We start from the raw sequence: 19,743 nt of genomic DNA, 5'->3' as shown, positions 1-19,743 counted from the left end.
GAAGCCACCCGGAGGTACGCACGATGAGCCCAGCCCCGCCGCCAGGTCTCGATCCCGAGCAGTTGCGCGGATTCCTCGACCGCGCGCGGCCCGGGCTCGTATCCGGCCCGCTGACCGCCCGGCTCATCGAGGGCGGCCGGTCCAACCTCACGTACCGGGTCACCGACGGCACCGGCGCGTGGGTGGTGCGCAGGCCGCCGCTCGGCCACGTCCTGGCGACCGCGCACGACATGAAGCGCGAGCACCGGGTCATCAGCGCCCTGCACCCGACGGCCGTGCCCGTTCCGGAGCCGGTCGTGCTCTGCGAGGACGACCAGGTGCTCGGGGCGCCGTTCTACGTCATGGAGTTCGTCGGCGGCACGCCCTACCGCTCCGCCGAGCAGCTCGCCCCGCTCGGGCCCGAGCGCACCCGCGCCGCCGTCCTCGGCCTGGTCGACACCCTCGTCGACCTCCACGCCGTGGACCCCGCGGAGGTCGGCCTCGCCGACTTCGGGCGCCCCGAGGGCTTCCTCGACCGGCAGCTCCGGCGCTGGGGCAAGCAGCTCGACGCGTCCCGCAACCGGGAACTGGCCGGCATCGACGAACTGCACGCCGCCCTCGGCCGGGCCCTGCCCCCCTCCCCCGCCGCCACCGTCGTCCACGGCGACTACCGCCTGGACAACGTGCTGATCGGCGAGGACGACCGCATCAAGGCCGTCCTCGACTGGGAGATGTCGACCCTCGGTGACCCGCTGACGGACCTCGGCCTGCTCGTGATGTACAGCGCGAGGCTGGACCTTCCCCACTCCCCGGTCAGCACCACCGCGGCCGCCGCGGGGCACCCCGATCCCGCCGAGCTGATCGAGCGCTACGCCGCCCGCTCCGGCCGGGACACCTCCGCCATCTCCTGGTACACGGCCTTCGCCTGGTTCAAGCTCGCCGTGATCCTGGAGGGCATCCACTACCGCTACACCCTCGGGCAGACCGTCGGCGCCGGCTTCGACCGGATCGGCGAACTGGTCCCCGTCTTCATCGAGCACGGCCTCACCACCCTCCAGGAAGGCTGATCCGTCATGGACTTCGCGTTCGACGCCCGCACCGAGGAACTGCGGGCCAAGCTGCTCGCCTTCATGGACGAGCACGTCTACCCGGCCGAGCGGGTCGAGCACGAGCAGCGGGCGCTGCTCGCCTCCCCCTGGGACACCCCGGGCGTCGTGGAGGACCTCAAGGCCGAGGCCAAGCGCCAGGGCCTGTGGAACCTCTTCCTGCCCGACGCGGAGTACGGCGCGGGGCTGACCAACCTCCAGTACGCGCCGCTCGCCGAGATCACCGGCCGCAGTCCCCACCTGGCGCCGACCGCCCTCAACTGCGCCGCCCCGGACACCGGGAACATGGAGGTGCTGGCCCAGTTCGGCGACGAGGCGCAGCGCAAGCAGTGGCTGGAGCCGCTGCTCGCCGGGGAGATCCGGTCGGCGTTCGCGATGACCGAGCCCGAGGTGGCCTCCTCCGACGCCACGAACATCGAGACCCGGATCGAGCGCCACGGTGACGAGTACGTCGTCAACGGCCGCAAGTGGTACATCTCCGGGGCGATGAACCCCGACTGCCGGATCTTCATCGTGATGGGCAAGACGGACCCCGAGGGCTCGGACGTCCGCCGCCAGCAGTCGATGATCCTCGTGCCGCGCGACACCCCCGGTGTCGAGGTACGGCGCGCGATGCAGGTGTACGGCTACGAGGACCACTCCCACGGCGGTCACGCCGAGGTGCTCTTCCACGACGTCCGCGTCCCCGCCTCGAACCTGATCGGCGAGGAGGGCGGCGGCTTCGCCATCGCCCAGGCGCGGCTCGGCCCGGGCCGCATCCACCACTGCATGCGGCTGATCGGCATGGCCGAGCGGGCCATCGAGCTGATGTGCCGGCGGTCCGTGTCCCGTACGGCCTTCGGCAAGCCGATCGCCCAGCAGGGCGTCGTGCAGAACTGGATCGCGGACGCGCGGGTGACGGTCGAGCAGCTGCGGCTGCTGGTCCTCAAGACCGCCTGGCTGATGGACACCGTCGGCAACCGCGGCGCGCACACGGAGATCCAGGCGATCAAGATCGCGACCCCCCGCGCGGTGGTCGACATCATCGACAAGGCGGTCCAGGTGCACGGCGCGGGCGGTGTCTCGCAGGACTTCCCGCTCGCCGAACTCTGGGCCGCGGCGCGGACGCTGAAGCTGGCGGACGGGCCGGACGAGGTGCACCAGCGATCGCTGGCGCGCCGCGAGATCAAGAAGTACCTGTAGCGGCGGCCGAGTTCAGGGCAGCCTGAGGCAGATCACCCCGGTGGCGGTGTGGACGGCGAGCCGCTCGTCGTCCACCCACTCCAGGTCGCGCACCGCGCAGCCGAGCGGGATCCGGTGCAGGACCTCGGGCTGGTCGTCGGCCGCCGCGACGACGAAGAGCGTGACGTACCCGTCGGCGGTGGCCGTCAGGACGGTGGGCCGCCCGTGCCGGGTCTGGAGCCGGAAGACCGAGATCCGGGCGGAGTCGGGCCGTGTCACCGGCTCGGGCGGGTGACGGTCCCGGCTCCTCGTCCCGGCGGGGAGGAAGCGGGTGCGGACGACCAGGCGTCCGTCCGCCGTGACGTACCCGACGACCGGGCCTCCGGGCCACACGCCCACGTCGTGCACGAGGTCCAGGGAGTGCACCTCCTCCCAGTGGTCGACGGCCTCGCCCGGCAGCGACCGGACCGCCAGCATGTACTGCTCCGGGCCGAAGTCGAACGCTCCCTGGTCGTTGCCGCCGCTGCCCGGGAGAGCGCCGGCCACGGCCATGAGGGCGTACCCACCGGCAGGAACGGCGCGCAGGGGTCCGACTCGTACGAGCCCCACCCCTTCCGCCCACACGGTGGCGCCGGTCGGCTTTCGCAGCACCAGGTACTTCTCGCCCAGACCGCCGTAGCCCTTGACCATCGCCAGGTGCGGGACCCCGCCCAGGAGGACGGGTCGCAGGTCGTCCACGGTGCCGCGGCGATCGACGGCCCCGCCGTCCGCACCGCCCCACAGTTCCGTCACGGCCCGCTTCCCGGGGCGCAGCCGCATCAGGGGCGCCCCCGAAGTGCCCGCGACGAAGCCGGTGTCGATGGCGTCGGCGCGCAGTTCGGCACCGGTCTCCGGATCCAGCAGCCGCACCCGTGCCCCGCGGCGGCTCGCGACCACGGGCCGGCCGTCGCTCGTCCCGACCGCCATGGACGTGTCCACGGCGTCCTCGGCGTCGTCCGCGCCACCCGGGGCGAGCGTCCACGACTTGGCGGACGCGGCGTCGGGGGCGAGCGAGACCAGCCACAGGCCCTTCGGCCCGCGACCGGCCGCCAGGAGGTGCCGCACCGGAGCGTCGACCGGGGTCGCGGCGGCCGCCTCGCCCCGCTCGTCGAAGGCGAACACCGTGCCCCCCGCTTCGTAGAGGGACCACAGCCCCGTGCCGTCCGGCGCACCGGGGCAGACGCGCAGGGCGGGCAGATGGCGCCGGCCCCCGGCCCACTCGACGACCCTCGGCCCGCGCATCTCCAGGGCGAGGGAGCGGCCCCCGCGCGTGGGGAGCCAGGCGCGTCTCGTCGCCGCGGCCACGGTCGCGCCGTGGACGGCGAGGGCGGAGACCCGGCGTCCGCGCAGGACGCGGGTCCAGGTCCGGGCCGGCCGCTCGGCGTCCGGGCCGATCTCCCAGACCGTCAGCCGGGCCCGGCGGAACGAGAGCTCGTCCTGATGCCACTCGACGGTGGTCGCGACACGGAACCCGCCGTCCTCCGAGGGTGCCGCCGCCAGCCGGACCGCCTGCCACGGTCTGCGCCGCCGTCCCTCGCGCAGCCGGGCGAGGACGCGGTCCCGCGTCAGGTCGTGCAGGACGACCTCGCCCCTCGCGTCGAGGGTCACCACCACGCACCGGCCGTCCAGGGCGAGCAGCGCGCAGTCGACGAGCGCGGCACGGCCCTCGTGCTCGATCGCTCCGATCAGGTCCCGGCTCTCCACGTCCCAGACCCAGACGTGGGTCCGGGTCCGCAGGGCCGCCCACGGGTGCCCGTCGCAGCCGTGCACCCCGGTCACCCGGCCGACGTCGCCCGGCAGCAGCCCGAGCGGCCGGCCGTCGGTGCAGTCCCAGACCGAGACCGGGCCGCCGGTCTCGGCCGTCACGAGGACCGGCCGGCCGTGCGCGGTCACGACGGCGGCACCGCCGACCGGCGCGGTGAGGGTACCGAGCGTGGTGTACGGGACGGGAGCGACGTCGGCCCAGAGGGTGTCCCAGGGAAGGTCGGGGTGATGGTCGCGGACGGCCCGGGCGAGGGGTTCGGCGCCGGACTGGAAGGCGGACAGTCTCAGGCGTGCGGCGCGGGTGGCCGGGTCCGCCGTGCTGCGGAGCAGGGCCGCCCCGTGGTTCAGGGTGCGGGCCGCGTCGTGGGCCGGGCCCGACGGGGCGCGGTCCAGGACGCGCCGGAGGGCGTCGGTGTCGACGGTGAGCAGGTAGGCGGGGTCGAGGGCGAGGACGTCGAGGAGGTCCGTTCCCTCGGCGTGCTCGGCGAGGTGGCGCAGCACGTACGCGGGGGCGGCGGTCCAGTCGCGCACCCGGTCGACGCGAGGGACGAGGGCGTACAGGGCCCGGGCCACCCGGTCCCGGGCGGCCGGGGTGATGTCGGCGGCGAGGGCGTCGGCGTAGGACTGGTGGTAGAGCCGGTAGACGGACCGGCCGGACTCGTCGAGGTCCTCCACGAGGTGCTCGCCGGCGGCCCGGACGATCCACTCGACGTCCTCCCAGGAGTACGACCGCCGGCCCAGTGCTCCGGCGGCGGCCCGCCACACCTCGTCGGGTGGCAGGCCGCGGCCCTGGGCGAGGGCGAGCGCGCCCAGCAGGGGGAGGCCGCGGGCCCGTTGCGCGCCGAGCCGGTGCCGCAGGACCCGGAGGAACGTCTCGCCCGGCGCCTCCCCCACCACCGGGACCCCGGCGCGCCAGCCCGGGTCGGTCAGGTCGATCGACCGGGGCATGCGGCCGAGGTGGCGGGCGGCGATCCGCGCGGAGAGGAAGCTGCCCCCGGCCCGGTCGGCGATCTCCTCGGCGACGGCGACGGCGGTGGGGTCGTCGTAGGGCCCGGTGCTGCCGGGTCCGTCGGGGGCCTGGAGCAGCCTGCGGGCGTACCGTGCGACGTCGTCCCGGCTGGCGGCGAGCCGGTCGTCGAGGTCCAGCACCGACAGTTCGCCGCGCAGTGCGTCCAGGACGTGCCGCCGCGTGCCGACCAGGAGGCGTACGCACGGAATCCGTGCCAGCGGCACCAGGAGCAGGGTGGCGATGCGCCGGGCCTCGGCGTCGTCGGCGCCGGCCTCGCCCGCCTCGTCCAGGGCGTCGACGAGGACGGCGAGCGGTTCCCGGCGTGAGGCGAGGCCCACCAGCAACGTCTGCACGGTGGTCGCGCCGTCGAGGCCGGCCGCGTCCGCGATGCCGGCGACGATGTCCGCCAGGAAGCGGTGGCGGGCGTGGATCGCCGTGGGGACGGCGGTCGCCGAGGCGGGGGACGCGGCGCGCAGGAGCAGCCGGCCGAGCAGGGCGGACTTGCCGACCCCCGGGCCCCCGGTGACCACCACTCCCCTGCCCCACCCGCCGACTCCGCCGCCCAGCCACGTGGTGAGGCGGTCGAGTTCGGCGGTGCGGCCCATGAAGTACGAGGCCCGGCCGCCCGCGCCGCCGTCCTCGAAGCCACGCCCCCGGGGGACGAAGTGGTTCTCCAGTTCGGCGCGGCGGCGGCGCCCCTCGGGGCTCAGGCGGACGGTGAGTTCGGCGAGATCGCAGTCGTCGTAGCGCGCCTCGGGGCGGTAGCCGGAGTTCTCGAAGGAGAAGAAGGCGTATCCCTCGGTCACGACGTGGGCGTGGGCGGTCTGGTGCATGCCGGCGCTGCGGTAGATGTCGTTGACCGTGCGGACGACCTGCTCCACGGACAGGTACTGCTGCTTGTGGGAGAGCGAGAGCCGGGCGAGCGCGGTCTCCAGGGCGCCGGCGAAGACCATCGGCGCGGCCGGTTCCCCGGCGCGGGCGACGGCGATGACCGAGAAGTCGGTCAGCCCGCCGGCGCGGCCGGCGCCGTCGCGCAGCGAGCGGTGCAGCGTGCCGGCGATCCGGGCGGCGTCGGCCCCCGCCCCGCCCGCGTAGCAGGTGTCGACGACGAGCAGGACGCGTCCGGCGCCCGCGTCCAGGACGAGGCGCGTGAGGTCCTCGGCGGCCAGCGCGGTGCTGTTCAGGCGTTGTCCGTGGCTGTCCCGGCACAGCAGATAGTGCCGGTCGGGGCCCTGGACTCCGTGGCCCGTGCAGTAGACGACGACGGCTTCGCCGGTGTGGTCGCAGCGGGAGGCCCAGTCCGCCAGGCGGGAACGGAACTCCGCGGTGGTGACCTCCTCGATCCGCTCGTCGAGGCGGTAGCCGAGGCCACCGAAGAGCCGGATCGCCGCCTTCAACTCCTCGCGGACGAGCGGCAGTCCGTCTTCGTGGTCGTAGGCGCCGGTGCCGGCGACGACGAGCCTTCGGTCGACCTCCACCCGGAAGTTATACCTGTCGCGCCCGCTCGGGGACCGGGGAATCCGCAAGGCGGTGACCCGAGTGCGGAGGGTGCGCCGGAAGCGGCTGCGGAACCCGGAGGGGCACAGGTCACAGGCTCACGAACGGCCGGTGGTCGGCCAGGGCCAGCTCCCGGACGAAGGCGGTGATCCGCAGGGCACCGCGGGCGAGCAGGCGGGTGAGCGGGGCGCGCGACGGTCCGTAGGCCGCGCTCCACAGCCGTGGTACGCGGTTGCTCATGTCTCCAGCGTGGACCTGCGCGGGCGCCCGGTCCACCGGGGGCGCCGGGACCGTCGCGGCCCGGTGGCGTCAGGGCCGCAGCGCCCGCAGCAGCAGGCCGGCCAGCTGGTCGGCCACCTCCTGGGGGGTGAGCGGGCCGTCCGGCCGGTACCAGGTGGACAGGTGGTGGACGGACCCGAAGTGGTAGTCGACCACCAGGTCGGCGGGGGTCTCGGTGGTGAACACGCCGGCCTGCTGGCCTTCCTCGATCAGCGCCCGGAACCGCTCGTGGTACCGCCGCCGCTCGGACCGCACCTGCTTGTTCTTCTCCGGGCTCAGGTGGTGCATCGAGCGGAAGAAGATCGAGGCGTCGTCGAGGTTCTCGATGGTGGTGACGACCACGTCCGCGGCGGCGGCGCGGAGCCGCTGCTCGACGGGGGCGTCGGCGCCCGCGAAGGCGTCGAGCCGTTCCTGCTGGAGCCGCAGCACCCGGGAGTAGACCTCCTGCAGGAGGTCCTCCTTGGAGCCGAAGTAGTGGTAGAGCGCGCCCTTGGTGACCCCCGCCGCCTCGACGATCTCCTGCACGGAGGTCCGGTCGTAGCCCTGCTCGGCGAAGAGCCGGGTGGCGGCGGCCAGCAGCCTCTGGGGGACGGGGGTACCGCTCCCGTCCGTCGTCCTGGCCATGCGCCGCCGCCTCTCTCTCGTCATCGTCGTCACGGGCGGGAACGGAGTTCCCGCCTGAGGATCTTCCCACTTGTCGTCTTGGGCAGCTCCGCCAGGATCTCCACCTCGCGGGGATACTTGTACGCGGCCAGGCGCTGCTCGCAGTGGGCGGACAGTTCCTCGGGCCTCGTCTCGGCTCCCGGGCGCAGGCTGACGTAGGCCTTGACGGTCTCTCCCCGGTAGGCGTCGGGCACCCCGACGACCGCGGCCTCCCGGACAGCCGGGTGGGTGTGGAGCACGTCCTCGACCTCCCGCGGCCACACCTTGAAGCCGGAGGCGTTGATCATGTCCTTCTTGCGGTCGACGACGTACAGCCAGCCGTCCGCGTCCATGAAGCCGATGTCGCCGGTGCGCAGCTCCCCGTCGGGGAAGGTCGCGGCGGTGGCCTCGGGCATCCCCCAGTAGCCGGGCACCACCTGGGGGCCGCGGACCGCGATCTCGCCCTGCTCCCCGAAGGGCACCTCGGCACCCGTCTCGTCCAGGATGCGCACGAGCGTGTCCGGTCCGGGGACGCCGACCGACAGGGTCCCGGACACGGGGTCGACCGGGGCCTCCTTCTCCGGCGGTACGGCGGCGCAGGGCGCGGTGCACTCGGTGAGGCCGTAGCCGTTCCGGATGTACGGGCCGAAGCCGGCGCGGAACCTCTCGACCAGGGCGGGCGGCACGGGTGCGCCGCCCGAGGAGACGACCAGGAACGAGGAGAAGTGGTCGGGGGTGGCGCCGGGGTGGGCGCCCAGGGCCATGAAGGCGGTGGAGGGGCCGACCGTGTAGGCGGGCCGGTGCTCCAGGAAGGCGTCGAGCACGACCCCGGCCTCGAAGCGGTAGGCGAGGACGAGGGTGCCGGCGTTGACGAAGCAGGCGCCCAGTTCGCAGACGAGGCCGGTGATGTGGAAGAGGGGCGCGAGGACGAAGTAGCCGGCGCCCTCGGGGACGGGGTGGCCCGTGCGCTGGCGTTCGGCGTTGTGGACGATGCCGCGATGGAGGTTGAGAGCGCCCTTGGGGGTGCCGCTGGTGCCGGAGGTGTAGCTGATCAGGGCCACGTCGTCGGCGCCGGGGTCACGGTCCGCGGGGGCCGGGTGTCCGGCGCGGGCGACCTCGATCAGGTCGTCCGTCTCGGTGGGGACCCGTTCGAAGGCGAGCACGCGGGGGTCGTCGCGGGTCTGCAGGTCGCGCTCGCAGGCGGTGAGCGTGACGCCGACGGAGGCCGCGGCCGCGGTGTCGCGCAGATGGCTCTCCCAGGCGCGGTCGGAGCAGATCAGGGCGGTGGCGCCGGAGTCGCGCAGGGCGTGGCCGACCTCGCCGGACTTGTACATGGGGTTGAGCGGGACGACGGTGGCGCCCGCCTTCCAGGCGCCGAGCAGGGCCAGCACGAAGTGGGGGCTGTTCTGGAGCATGATCGCGACCCGGTCGCCGCGCGCCACGCCCCGGGCGGCGAGGTGTCCGGCGACCGAGTCGGAGAGCGCGTCCGTCTCGCGGTAGGTCAGCCGGCCGTCGAAGTAGGCGAGGGCGGGGTGACCGGGGGTGCGGGCCGCGGCGGCGCGGAAGGCGTGCAGCACGGTGGGCGGCGGCGCTATCGGGGCCCGCTGTGCCTCGCTGAGCTGGGCCACCCAGGGCATCGCGGCGTAGATCGAGGTCATGCGCCGGCTCGCTCCCACTTCTGCTGGAGGTGGTTCATGTTCCCGAGCCAGCGTTCGGGGTCGGTCGCGCGGGCCCGGTAGTAGTCGGCGACCTCGGCGTGCGGCAGCACCAGGAAGCGGTCGGTGTCGATGGCGTCGAAGAGGGAGTCGGCGACATCCTCGGGCTCGATGGCGGTGGGGGTCAGGACGAGTTCGCCGGCCGATCCGGCGGCCGTGAGCATGTCCGTGCGGACGCCCTGCGGACAGATCGCGTGGACCTTGAGCCCGCGGTGCCGGTAGGTCAGCGAGAGCCATTCGGCGAAGGCGTACGCGCCGTGCTTGGAGACGCTGTAGGGCGCGGCGCCGACCATGGTGAGCAGGCCGGCGGCGGAGACGGTGGAGACGAAGCGGCCGCTGCCGCGCTCCAGCCATTCGGGCAGCAGGGCGCGGGCCGCGCGGACGTGCGCCATGACGTTGACGTCCCAGGCGGCGGCCCAGACGGCCTCGTCGGCGAAGGCGTCGCCGGGTGAGGCGAGCCCGGCGTTGGCGCACCACACGTCGATGGAGCCGGGTCCGCCGAGGGCGTCGCGGGCCTCCTCGACGATGGCGGAGGCGTCGCCCGCGATCGCCAGGCCGCCGATCTCCTCGGCGACGGCCTCGGTGCGGTCGGGATCGAGGTCGTTGACGACGACCCGGGCGCCCTCGGCGGCGAACCGGCGTGCCAGTGCGGCGCCTATCCCGCCTCCCGCACCCGTGACGACCACTCCAGCGCCCTGCACCGTACTCATCGGGACCCGCCTTCTCCGTTGCGACAGTGACAGCAGACTAACCAGTCGGTATGTCGAGACGGAAGTCCTCTTCGGCGACACCTCGCACCGCACGCCTCGTATCGCGCGGCCGGTGCAGGCGCTAGCGTGCGTGCCCATGTCAGGGAAGGCGATCAAGGAGGTTTCCGCATGAGCCTGTCCAGACGGGGTCTGCTCGCCGCCGGCGGCGCCCTGGGCGTGGGGGCCGCGGCCGCCCCCGCGGCCGCGGCGCACGAGGGCGGGCGCCGGGTGCGCACCGGCTTCGACCGGCTCGCCGCCGACGGCTACGCGCTCCTCGCCGGAGAACGGGTAGGCATCGTCACCAACCCGACCGGGATCACCGCCGACGCCCGGCACATCGTGGACGTCATGCACGCCGACGACCGGGTGGACCTGACGGCCGTCTTCGGCCCCGAGCACGGCTTCCGGGGGACCGCGCAGGCGGGCGGCTCCGAGGGCCGCCACGACGACCCGGCGACCGGACTGCCCGTCTACGACACGTACCTGAAGAGCGGTCAGCCGCTCGCCGACGTGTTCACCGCCTCCGGCGTGGACACCGTCGTCTTCGACATCCAGGACGCGGGCGCGCGCTTCTACACCTACATCTGGACGCTGTACGACTGCATGGTGGCCGCCGCCCTGGCCGGCAAGCGCTTCGTCGTCCTCGACCGGCCGAACCCGGTGACCGGGCGGGCGGCCCTCGGCCCGGTCCTGGACCGGGCCTTCGCGACCTTCGTGGGCCGCGAACCGATCGCCCAGGCGCACGGGATGACGGTGGCGGAACTGGCCCTGCTGTTCAACGCCGAGTTCCTGACGACGCCGGTGCGGCTGCAGACCGTGACGATGTCGGGGTGGAGGCGCCGGGACTTCTTCGACGCGACCGGGCTGCCCTGGGTGCCGCCGAGCCCCAACATGCCGACGCCGGAGACCGCGCTCGTCTACTCCGGGACCTGCCTCTTCGAGGGCACCAACCTCTCCGAGGGGCGCGGCACGACCCGCCCCTTCGAACTGCTGGGCGCGGAGGGGATCGACCGGCGCTGGGCGGAGGAGGCGAACGCCCTGGAACTGCCCGGGGTCCGCTTCCGGGAGGCGTACTTCGCCCCGACCTTCTCCAAGTTCCAGGGAAAGACGGTCGGCGGCGTCCAGCTCCACGTGCACGACCGTGACGTCTTCGACCCGGTACGCGCCGGCATCGGGCTGCTGGTCAGCGCGAAGCGGTCGTGGAGCGGGTTCGCCTGGCGTCCGGACAACTGGATCGACAAGCTGACCGGCTCCACCCGGGTGCGGACCCTCGTCGACGCGGGCGCGGACACGGACGAGGTGGTCGGCGCCTGGGCCGCGGACCTGGCGGCCTTCCGCGCCGTGCGCCGGGAGCACCTGCTCTACCGCTGAGGGGTGCCTCTCCGGCCTGACCGGCAAGACGTTCCCAGGGGTGTCCTGCCGATCCTGCGGGGACGCCGGGGCGGGTTCCGCCCGCCTCGGCCGATCGGCACGGCCTCGCGTCCCCCGGCAGCCCGGCACCGGTCCGCCCGGCCGACTCGTACGACCTGTTGCCGCACGTCCCGGTGGACTCCGCGGCGCGTCCGCGCCGAAAGCCTGGCCGTCCCCCCGTGCGCGCAGGATGCTGTCGCGGGAGGGGGTCCTCCGGGCTCCCTCCACGACAGTGTCCTCGACACGGAGGGACGGACCGCCCATGGCCGGGATGAGTGTGGAGCCGTACCGGGAGATCACCTTCGACAAGGACGGAGACGGCGCGGCCGGGCAGCACGAGGCGCTGTCGGCGCTCGCCGCGCGGGGAGCCACGGACCTGGTGGTGTTCGCCCACGGGTGGAACAGCGACCCGTCCGTGGCCACCCGGATGTACGCGGCCTTCTTCGCCCCCTTCCCGGGCCTGGTGCGACCGGGCGCGCGGCTGGCGTACGCCGGTGTGGTGTGGCCGTCGACGATGTTCACGGACGAACCGATCCCCGACTTCGAGTCCGTGGCGGCGGTGCATCCCGGCAAGGAGGCCGTGGTGGAACGGCTGTCCGCGCTGCTGCGCGAACAGCCGGAGGACGAGGCCGCCTTCACCGAGTTCGGCGATCTGCTCAGGGAGCTGACCGACACCGGCCCGGCCTCGCGGTCCCTGGCCGAGGGGCCGCCGGTGCCCGACTTCCTGCTGGGGGATCCGGTGGTGGTCTGCGCGATGTTCGCGGACGCGCTGGACGAGGCGGCCGGACCGGGGGCGGTGCCGACGCCGCGCGAGGCGTTCGGGGGCCGGCTCGGGCGGTACTGGAAGGGCGCCCGGGAGGCGCTGCGGCAGGCCACGTACTACACGATGAAGCGCCGGGCCGGCACGGTCGGCGAGCGGGGGCTCGGGCCGCTGCTCGGCCGGCTCGCCCGCTCCGCCCCCGGCCTGCGGATCCATCTCGTCGGCCACAGCATGGGCGCCCGGCTCGTCGCGTACGCGCTGCGCGCCCTGCCCGAGGGCGTGCGCACCGTCCGGTCCGTGACGCTGCTCCAGGGGTCCTTCTCGCACTACGCGTTCGCGGCGAGCCTGCCGCACGAGCCCGGCCGGGGCGGGGCCCTGCGGGACATGGAGCGGCGGGTCGACGGGCCGGTGGTGGCCTGCTACTCCCGGCACGACACGGCCCTCGGAGTGATCTACCCGCTGGCCGCGCGGCTGGCCCGGGACGCCGAGTCGATCCTCGGCAGCGACCGCCGCTGGGGGGCGATCGGCCACGACGGCATCCAGGCGGTGCCGGACGCGGCCTCCCTGACCCTGGCCACGGCGCTGCGTGACGGCGTTCCGTCCTCGGGCTGCGTGAGCGTGGACGCGGCGGCGGTGGTCAAGGACGGCGGTCCTCCCGCCGGCGCGCACAGCGACATCATCCACGTGGAACTGGCGCGGGTGATCGCGTCGGCGGGCCGGTTCGGGACCTGAGCGACCGTCGACCGGGAGAATGTCACATCGGTGGGCCCGCCGGGCCCGCCGTCGATCCCGTCGCGGGGCGCGGGGTCCGGTCGGGCGGCGAGTTCTCGCCAGACCTCGGGAGGGCCGGCACCGCCGGTCACGGCGCCCGGAAGGGGCTTCCGGCCCGCCCCCGGGAGCTCGGGGCGGGGCACCTCGCCGGACCGGACCGGCACCTCGGCGAGCTCCGGGAAGCCCTGTGCCACAGGCTCCTGATCTGGGAGGACGCCGGTTCTTGAGGGACCGCGAGCCCGTGCGCGAGCTCCTCCTCCCCGGCTTCGGCGAGCCGGTCGGAGTCCCGCTCCGGGAGGGCCGGACCGCCCGCGAGTCCGCGTGTGGCGTCCCGTACCGAACGTCCCCCGTACGCCGTTCACGGGCCTCTTCGAATTTTCGATGGAACAGGACGGGGCACTCGTTCGTCCATCCCATAACGTCCTTGACGCCGAAGTACCAGCGACGGAGGTGCGGAGCGATGGCCGGTTTCCGGAGTCTTGCGAGACAGGTGCGTGATCCGGGGTGCGACACGGCGCTGCGGCGGTACTCGCTGCGCAAGTGCCTGGAGCGGTTCGCCCCCTACGGGCACCGAGCGACCTGGGCCCACCTGTGCCGGAGGCACGGGTTCGGGCCCGAGGACCGGGAGCTCGATCCGGGGCGGCTGGTGGCCGCACTGGAGGAACTGGAGGAGGCGCGGGCCGTGTGGCTCGCCTACGAGGAGGAGTTCGCCGAGCGGCGGCGGCGCGAGAAGCACGACGGGCTGCGCCGGCCGGGCGCGCTCGACGACTGGCACCGGCGGACCTGGGGCGGCAACGGGGTGGCGCGGTGCGACGATCCCGCCGTGCATCCCTCGGAGCCGCTGGCCGAGGTGCTGCGACGACTGATAGCCGCTCTGCGATCGGGCCCGGGGGATGCCTGCCCGGTGTGCGCGGGACCCCGGATCGAGTGGCGTCCGGAGCTGCGCGAGGAACCGTGGTTCGGCCCGGTGTGCGGGAACTGCGGGGTGGTCGTACCGCAGGCGGTCCTCACCGCGGGGGCGCTGGCCCGGGCGCGGGGCGAGTCCCTGCCGCGGCTGGTGTCCGCGGCCTGAGCGGCGGAGCGGAACGTGTGATCCGGGTCTGACCGGACGGCACGCGCGGCCCCGGTGACACCGCGGCCGTGCCGATGTCGCCCGGTGCCATGGCCGCCGCGGCGGCGCAGGCGGTCGCGGCCGGGGCGGTGGACGTGCGCGTCCACCCCGGAACGCCGCGCGGTGACGATCACGCTCCCGCCCCGGGCGCCGGCGGCGGCCCTCACCGCGATCCGCGCCGCGGTCGACGTCCCGGTGGGCGTGACGACCGGCGCGTGGGCGGAGCCCGACCGGTACGGCGGGGGGGGGAGCGCGTCCGGTCCCGGACGGGGAGGAGGGGCGATGCCGAACTCGCCTCGCCGGCGCGTGGCGTCGCGGTGCCCGGCGGAACCAAGTGACGCTACCAGGCGGTAAATCGGTGGCCCAACGGTATGCGCGTGCCGCAGTGTGTCCGGCGATGACGACACCCTGAATCCACCGGAGAACCGCCATGTCGACGCTGCGCGTCACCGCCGAAGTGCTGACCGTCCACGCCCATCCGAACGCCGACGCGCTCGAACTGGCCCAGGTGGGCCTGTATCGCGCCGTCGTCGCCAAGGGCGCGTACCGCACGGGCGACATGGCGATCTACATCCCGGAGCAGGCGGTGCTCCCGCTCGCCCTGGTCGACGAGCTCGGACTGACCGGGCGGCTCGCCGGAAAGGCCTCGGACCGCGTCAAGGCGGTGCGCCTGCGGGGCGAGTTGTCGCAGGGACTCGTGTGCCGGCCGAAGGCGCTCGCGGACGTCGACCTGGCCGAGGCGGTCGCCGCGGAGACCGACTTCGCCGAACTGCTGGGGATCACCAAGTGGACGCCACCGATCCCGCCGACGATGTCCGGGGACGTGGAGGCCGCGCCCGATCTGCTGCCCTGGTGCGACATCGAGAACCTCCAGCGCTATCCGGGGATCTTCGAGCCCGGCGAGCCGGTGGTCCTCACGGAGAAGCTGCACGGATCGGCCTGCCTGCTCACGTACTTCGCGGAGGACGGGCGGGTCCAGGTGTCCTCGAAGGGGTTCGGGGCGAAGGGCCTGGCCCTCCGGGAGGATCCGCGCAACCTGTACTGGCGGGCGGTCCTGGGGCACGACGCCCCGGCGGTCGCTGCACGGCTCGCCGAGCGGCTGGGCGCCCGCCGGATCGGCCTGTTCGGCGAGGTGTACGGGGCCGGGGTCCAGGACCTCGGCTACGGCGCCAACGCCCGTGGCGAGGACCTCGGTTACGCGGTCTTCGACGTGTCGGCCGAGATCGACGGCGAGGTGCGCCGGCTGGACCCGGCGGAGGTCCTGGAGCCGGGTGAACTGCCGCTCGTACCGCGGCTGTACACGGGGCCGTACGACCTCGGCACGGTGCTGGAGCTGGCGACCGGCCGCGAGACCGTGTCCGGGCGGGAGCTGCACCTGCGGGAGGGCGTCGTGATCCGTCCGGTGACGGAGCGGTACAGCCCCGTGGTCGGGGGGCGGGCCATCGCCAAGGCGGTCAGCCACGCGTACCTGACGCGCAAGGGCGGCACCGAGTACGAGTAGGGCGGGGCACCGCCCTCCGAGAACAGCAGGGGTCCGACCACGGGGGTGTCGGGCCCCTGCGCCGTGTCCGGCGCGGGGGACGGGGCGTCGCGGCCCGGGGCCCTCAGTCGCGCGCCGCGCGCCGGCGTTCCGGCAGCAGGCGCGAGCCGGTCATGCGCTCGCCGACGACGTCGTCCGGGTTGGACAGCACGCAGTTCTCCAGCGAGAGGCAGCCGCAGCCGATGCAGTCCGCGAGGTGGTCGCGCAGCCGTCCGAGCTGGTTGATCCGCTCGTCCAGCTCGGTGCGCCAGGCCTCCGAGAGCCGCGCCCAGTCCTCCTTGGTGGGGGTGCGCTCCTCGGGGAGTGCGGCGAGCGCCTCCCGGATGGTGGCCAGCGGGATGCCGACGCGCTGGGCGGCGCGGATGAAGGCGACGCGACGCAAGGTGTCCCGGACGTAGCGACGCTGGTTGCCGCTCGTACGGCGGCTGCTGATCAGGCCCTTGGTCTCGTAGAAGTGCAGGGCGGACACGGCGGCGCCGCTGCGCGCGGACAGCTGGCCGACGGTGAGCTCGTGGATCTTCTCCGGAATCTGGGGCACTCCTCGAACCCTACTGGTTCGGTTCGGGCGACCCGTTGACAGCGCACCCCGATACGGCCAGACTAAGCAGTCGCTTAGAGGTGGGACCGACCGGGTGAGAGGCAGGGAACAGGGACATGGCTGAGCCGAGGATCTTCACGTCCGCCGAGGAGCTGCGCGCCGGAGTGGGCGAGCAGCTGGGGCAGAGCGACTGGCTGGAGGTCGACCAGAAGCGGATCGACCTGTTCGCCGACGCGACCGGCGACCACCAGTGGATCCACGTGGACCCGGAACGGGCCGCCGCCGGGCCCTTCGGCCGGACCATCGCGCACGGCTATCTGACGCTGTCGCTGCTGCCCGCGCTCGTACCGCAGATCATGCGCGTCGAGGGCATGAAGATGGGCATCAACTACGGCACCGACAAGGTCCGCTTCCCCTCCCCCGTACCCGTGGGCTCGCGGCTGCGCGCGACCGCCGTCCTCACCGAGGTGACGGATGCCGGCGGCGGCGTGCAGGTCACCGCGACCGTGACCGTGGAGCGCGAGGGCGGCGACAAGCCGGTGTGCGTCGCCGAGTCGGTCTCCCGCTACTACTTCTGAGCCCCGACCATCCGCAGTACGAGGTCGGCGTAGAGCGCGCCGACCTCGTCGGCCGTCCGGCGGCCCTCCGTGTTGAACCAGCGGGACACGTCGATGCACAGCGAGAGCACCGCGACCGTCGTGCCGGCCACGTCCGGCACGTCGAACTCCCCGGCCGCCACACCCTCGTTGACGATCCGGCGCACGACGGCGTCGGACTCGCGGCGCAGCGCCACGATCTCGGTGCGGTGCTCGGGGCCGAGCGCGTCCAGCTCGTACTGGACGACCCGCGCGGTGGTGTGCCGCTCGGCGTGCCAGCGGACGAAGGACCGTACGGCGTCGGCGAGCCGCTCCCCGGCCGTGCCCTCGCCGTCGGCCGCGACCCGGAGGATCTCCAGCGCCTTGTCGTGACCGATGCGGCTGATCCGGTGGAGCAGCTCTTCCTTGGTCTTGTAGTGGATGTAGAGGGCGGCCGGACTCATGCCCGCGCGGCCCGCGATGTCACGGGTCGTGGTGGCGTGGTAGCCGCGCTCGGCGAACGCCTCGACGGCCGCGACCAGCAGGCGCCGGGCGGCCTCGGGCGTGACCTCGCCCCACGGCACGTCCTCGCCGCCGGGCGTCTCCTCCGCCACGCTCATGGTTCGCCCCTTCTTCATCCGTCAAGGACGAACACCATACAACGAAGCTGAGCAAGCGCTTAGAGGCGTGGTGGCAGATCTCTGTCACCGGGCGCCGGGAGCGGACGAGCCGGATCGGGGCTTCCGGGAGGGCCGGGGCTCCGGAGGGGCCGGAGCCTCCGCACGGCGTCAGAGCTTCTGGAAGGGGTCGTGCTCGGCGAGGAGCTTCTCCAGGCGGGCCTGGTCGACCCGGCTGACGATCTGGCCGACCTCCTGGCGGTCGCGGACGACCTTGGCGAGCGTGAAGGCCGAGGTCGTCAGGTAGAGGACCGCGATGGCGAGGAAGGACCGCACCCAGGCGTCCGCTTCGAGCTTGTAGATCCCGACGGCCACCGCCGTGAGGGCGAGTCCGAAGGAGATGACGGCCTGCATGTGGTAGGCGGCCGTGTTCTGCTGCTTGACCGGTGTCTCACTCATGCCCGACAGCATCCGGCGGATGTGCCGGGGGCCACATCCGCTCGGCTACTCATCCCGGTACTCAGAAGGCGGAGACCCCCGTCAGGGCCCGCCCGATGATCAGCTTCTGGATCTGGCTGGTGCCCTCGTAGAGCGTCATCACCCGGGCGTCGCGCAGGAGCTTCCCGACCGGGTACTCGTCGATGTAGCCGTAGCCGCCGAAGACCTGGAGGGCGTTGTTGGCACAGCGCACCGCGGCCTCCGAGGCGTACAGCTTCGCCTTCGACGCGGCCGTGGCGAACTCCTCGCCCCGGTCGACCAGGTCGGCGACCCGCCAGGTCAGCAGCCGGGCCGCGTCGACGTCCACGGCGATGTCGCTGATCAGCTCCTGCACCAGCTGGTGGGAGGCGATGGGCTTGCCGAACTGCTCGCGCTCCCCCGCGTAGCGGACGGCGGCGTCGAGCGCCGCCTGCGCGATGCCGACACAGCCCGCCGCGACCGACATCCGGCCCTTGGCGAGGGCGGACATGGCGATCGAGAAGCCCTTGCCCTCGGGACCGAGCATGGCCGCGGCCGGGACGCGGACGTCCTCCAGGACCAGCTCGGCGGTGGCCTGGCCGCGCAGACCGAGCTTTCCGTGGATGGTGCGACGGGTGAGGCCGGGGGTGTCCGTGGGGACGAGGAAGGCGGAGACGCCCTTGTGACCGGGGGTGTCGTCGGTCCGGGCGAAGAGCAGCACGACGTCGGCCCAGGTGCCGTTGGTGATGAACATCTTCGTGCCGTTCACGACGTAGCCGTCCCCGTCGCGGACCGCCCTGGTCGCCAGGCTTCCGGCGTCGGACCCCGTGCCGGGCTCGGTGAGGCCGAAGCAGCCGATGGCGTCGCCCGAGGCGAGCGGGGGCAGCCAGCGGCGCTTCTGCTCCTCGTCGCCCCAGGCGGCGATCGTCTTGGCGACCAGGCCGAGGGAGACCGAGACGATGCCGCGCACGGAGGAGTCGCCTCGCCCGAGCTCCTCGGTGACCAGGCAGTAGGAGAGATGGTCGCCGCCGGAGCCGCCGTACTCCTCCGGGATCGTGAGCCCGAGGAAGCCGACGGCGCCGAGCTTCTTCACGATCGAGCGGTCGACGCTCTCGCCGCGGTCCCAGGCGACGACGTGCGGGGCGACCTCGCGTGCGACGAAGTCCTCGGCGAGCCGCCGGACGGCTTCCTGCTCCTCGCTGAGCTCCAGGTTCACTGCGGCACCGACCTTCGATCGCGGGCTTTAATTAGCACTGCTAGTTTCTGGTGTACGGGCCTACTATGTGGGCCATGGCCCGACCGCGCAAGCCCCTCCTCAGCAGAGACCGGATCGTCGAGACGGCGAGCGCGCTCGTGGACGCGGAAGGTCTCGCCGCCCTCTCCACCCGGCGGCTCGCGGCCGAACTGGGCGTGAGCGGCCCCTCGCTCTACAACCACTTCCGCACGAAGGACGAGATCCTCGACGCCGTCGCCGACGCGGTCAGCGCGAAGATCGACCTGTCGATGTTCGACGAGGACGACGGCCGCGACTGGCGGACCGCGCTGTACGACTGGGCCCGCTCCTACCGGGCCGCCCTGGCCGACCATCCGCACATCGTCCCCGTGCTCGCGCGGGGCCCGGGCCGCCGCCCGGCGGGCCTGCGGGTGGCCGACGCGGTCTTCGGCGCCATGGTCCGGGCCGGCTGGCCGCCGGCCCAGGCGACCTCCATCGGCGCGCTGATGCGGTACTTCGTCACCGGCTCGGCGCTCGGCTCCTTCGCCCGCGGCTTCGTCGACGACGAGACCGCGTACGACCCGGCCGACTATCCGCACCTCGGCCAGGCGCACCTCCTGGCGGAGCACCGCCAGAAGGTCGACGAGGGGGCGTTCGAGACCGGGCTGCGCGCGCTGCTCGACGGGTTGGCGATCCAGTACGAGGCGGGGATCCGCGGCGCCTGGGCGGTCCGCGGGACCTGAAGCCGGGCCGGCCCGGCGGCGCGGGAGGGCGGGACGGGGCGCCCGCGCGACGCGGGGGAGACGCCCGGT

At 73.8% G+C, this 19,743-nt stretch carries 17 protein-coding genes and 1 pseudogene; 9 read left to right on the top strand and 9 right to left on the bottom strand.

Annotated elements, in window-relative coordinates; genetic code table 11:
- The first annotated feature begins 23 nt into the window (after positions 1–23).
- Entirely contained in the window at positions 24–1,046 is a 1,023-nt protein-coding gene (locus ACE1OA_RS27815) for a phosphotransferase family protein (protein WP_356601069.1), read from the top strand.
- Between the two features lie 6 nt (positions 1,047–1,052).
- Complete coding sequence (locus ACE1OA_RS27810) at positions 1,053–2,267, top strand: acyl-CoA dehydrogenase family protein (protein WP_356601070.1); 1,215 nt, start codon at positions 1,053–1,055, stop codon at positions 2,265–2,267.
- 12 nt (positions 2,268–2,279) lie between these two features.
- On the opposite strand, the gene ACE1OA_RS27805 is transcribed toward ACE1OA_RS27810, so the two are convergent.
- From ACE1OA_RS27805 to ACE1OA_RS27785, 5 genes are all read right to left on the bottom strand, one after another.
- Positions 2,280–6,536 carry an AAA family ATPase gene (locus tag ACE1OA_RS27805; protein WP_432753550.1) on the bottom strand — a complete coding sequence of 1,419 codons (4,257 nt, stop codon included), beginning with the start codon at positions 6,534–6,536 and terminating at the stop codon, positions 2,280–2,282.
- Between the two features lie 109 nt (positions 6,537–6,645).
- Positions 6,646–6,795, bottom strand: coding sequence for a hypothetical protein (locus ACE1OA_RS27800; RefSeq protein ID WP_356601072.1), 150 nt, complete (start codon positions 6,793–6,795; stop codon positions 6,646–6,648).
- Between the two features lie 69 nt (positions 6,796–6,864).
- Positions 6,865–7,458: a TetR/AcrR family transcriptional regulator gene (locus tag ACE1OA_RS27795; RefSeq protein WP_356601073.1), complete on the bottom strand. Its 594-nt coding sequence runs from the start codon at positions 7,456–7,458 to the stop codon at positions 6,865–6,867.
- Positions 7,459–7,487: 29 nt separating this feature from the next.
- Positions 7,488–9,134 (bottom strand): class I adenylate-forming enzyme family protein, encoded by a 1,647-nt coding sequence (locus tag ACE1OA_RS27790; RefSeq protein WP_384869701.1) that lies wholly within the window; start codon positions 9,132–9,134, stop codon positions 7,488–7,490.
- On the bottom strand, positions 9,131–9,901 hold the full coding sequence (locus ACE1OA_RS27785) for an SDR family oxidoreductase (protein ID WP_384869703.1): 771 nt from the start codon (positions 9,899–9,901) through the stop codon (positions 9,131–9,133). The genes ACE1OA_RS27790 and ACE1OA_RS27785 overlap by 4 nt, the downstream gene beginning before the upstream one ends.
- A 168-nt stretch (positions 9,902–10,069) precedes the next feature.
- Between ACE1OA_RS27785 and ACE1OA_RS27780 the strand changes: the two genes are divergently transcribed.
- The 5 genes and pseudogenes from ACE1OA_RS27780 (at position 10,070) to ACE1OA_RS27760 (ending at position 15,493) form a co-directional block, all read left to right on the top strand.
- Positions 10,070–11,311: an exo-beta-N-acetylmuramidase NamZ family protein gene (locus ACE1OA_RS27780; protein WP_384869705.1), complete on the top strand. Its 1,242-nt coding sequence runs from the start codon at positions 10,070–10,072 to the stop codon at positions 11,309–11,311.
- A gap of 301 nt (positions 11,312–11,612) precedes the next feature.
- A complete protein-coding gene (locus ACE1OA_RS27775) occupies positions 11,613–12,842 on the top strand; it encodes a serine-threonine protein kinase (RefSeq protein ID WP_356601077.1) in 1,230 nt (409 codons plus the stop codon).
- A gap of 499 nt (positions 12,843–13,341) precedes the next feature.
- Positions 13,342–13,953 (top strand): hypothetical protein, encoded by a 612-nt coding sequence (locus tag ACE1OA_RS27770; RefSeq protein ID WP_356601078.1) that lies wholly within the window; start codon positions 13,342–13,344, stop codon positions 13,951–13,953.
- Positions 13,954–14,027: 74 nt separating this feature from the next.
- Positions 14,028–14,223, top strand: a pseudogene (locus ACE1OA_RS27765) (3-keto-5-aminohexanoate cleavage protein); the annotation flags it as partial.
- Between the two features lie 199 nt (positions 14,224–14,422).
- Positions 14,423–15,493 carry an RNA ligase (ATP) gene (locus ACE1OA_RS27760; protein ID WP_386541910.1) on the top strand — a complete coding sequence of 357 codons (1,071 nt, stop codon included), beginning with the start codon at positions 14,423–14,425 and terminating at the stop codon, positions 15,491–15,493.
- A gap of 103 nt (positions 15,494–15,596) precedes the next feature.
- On the opposite strand, the gene soxR is transcribed toward ACE1OA_RS27760, so the two are convergent.
- Entirely contained in the window at positions 15,597–16,070 is a 474-nt protein-coding gene (soxR, locus tag ACE1OA_RS27755) for a redox-sensitive transcriptional activator SoxR (RefSeq protein WP_356601080.1), read from the bottom strand.
- A 116-nt stretch (positions 16,071–16,186) separates the two neighbouring features.
- Here soxR and ACE1OA_RS27750 point away from each other — a divergent pair, with 116 nt between their 5' ends.
- Positions 16,187–16,648 (top strand): MaoC family dehydratase, encoded by a 462-nt coding sequence (locus tag ACE1OA_RS27750; RefSeq protein WP_356601081.1) that lies wholly within the window; start codon positions 16,187–16,189, stop codon positions 16,646–16,648.
- Here the strand turns inward: ACE1OA_RS27750 and ACE1OA_RS27745 are convergent.
- The 3 genes from ACE1OA_RS27745 to ACE1OA_RS27735 all read right to left on the bottom strand — a co-directional run bounded on the left by ACE1OA_RS27745 (position 16,639) and on the right by ACE1OA_RS27735 (position 18,934).
- Positions 16,639–17,265, bottom strand: a complete 627-nt coding sequence (locus ACE1OA_RS27745) for a TetR/AcrR family transcriptional regulator (protein ID WP_147977280.1) — start codon at positions 17,263–17,265, stop codon at positions 16,639–16,641. The two genes, ACE1OA_RS27750 and ACE1OA_RS27745, sit on opposite strands and share 10 nt — an antisense overlap.
- Positions 17,266–17,433: 168 nt before the next feature.
- On the bottom strand, positions 17,434–17,721 hold the full coding sequence (locus tag ACE1OA_RS27740; protein ID WP_147977281.1) for a YiaA/YiaB family inner membrane protein: 288 nt from the start codon (positions 17,719–17,721) through the stop codon (positions 17,434–17,436).
- A 61-nt stretch (positions 17,722–17,782) separates the two neighbouring features.
- Positions 17,783–18,934 carry an acyl-CoA dehydrogenase family protein gene (locus ACE1OA_RS27735; RefSeq protein ID WP_432753549.1) on the bottom strand — a complete coding sequence of 384 codons (1,152 nt, stop codon included), beginning with the start codon at positions 18,932–18,934 and terminating at the stop codon, positions 17,783–17,785.
- A 74-nt stretch (positions 18,935–19,008) separates the two neighbouring features.
- On the opposite strand from ACE1OA_RS27735, the gene ACE1OA_RS27730 reads away from it, so the two are divergent.
- Positions 19,009–19,674, top strand: a complete 666-nt coding sequence (locus ACE1OA_RS27730; protein WP_384869715.1) for a TetR/AcrR family transcriptional regulator — start codon at positions 19,009–19,011, stop codon at positions 19,672–19,674.
- The last annotated feature ends 69 nt before the right edge of the window (positions 19,675–19,743 follow it).

Source organism: Streptomyces sp. JL2001 (assembly GCF_050917515.1).
Taxonomy (GTDB): Bacteria; Actinomycetota; Actinomycetes; order Streptomycetales; family Streptomycetaceae; genus Streptomyces.
Note: the sequence above shows the minus strand (reverse complement) of the source record. Positions and strands in the feature narration are given on the sequence as shown.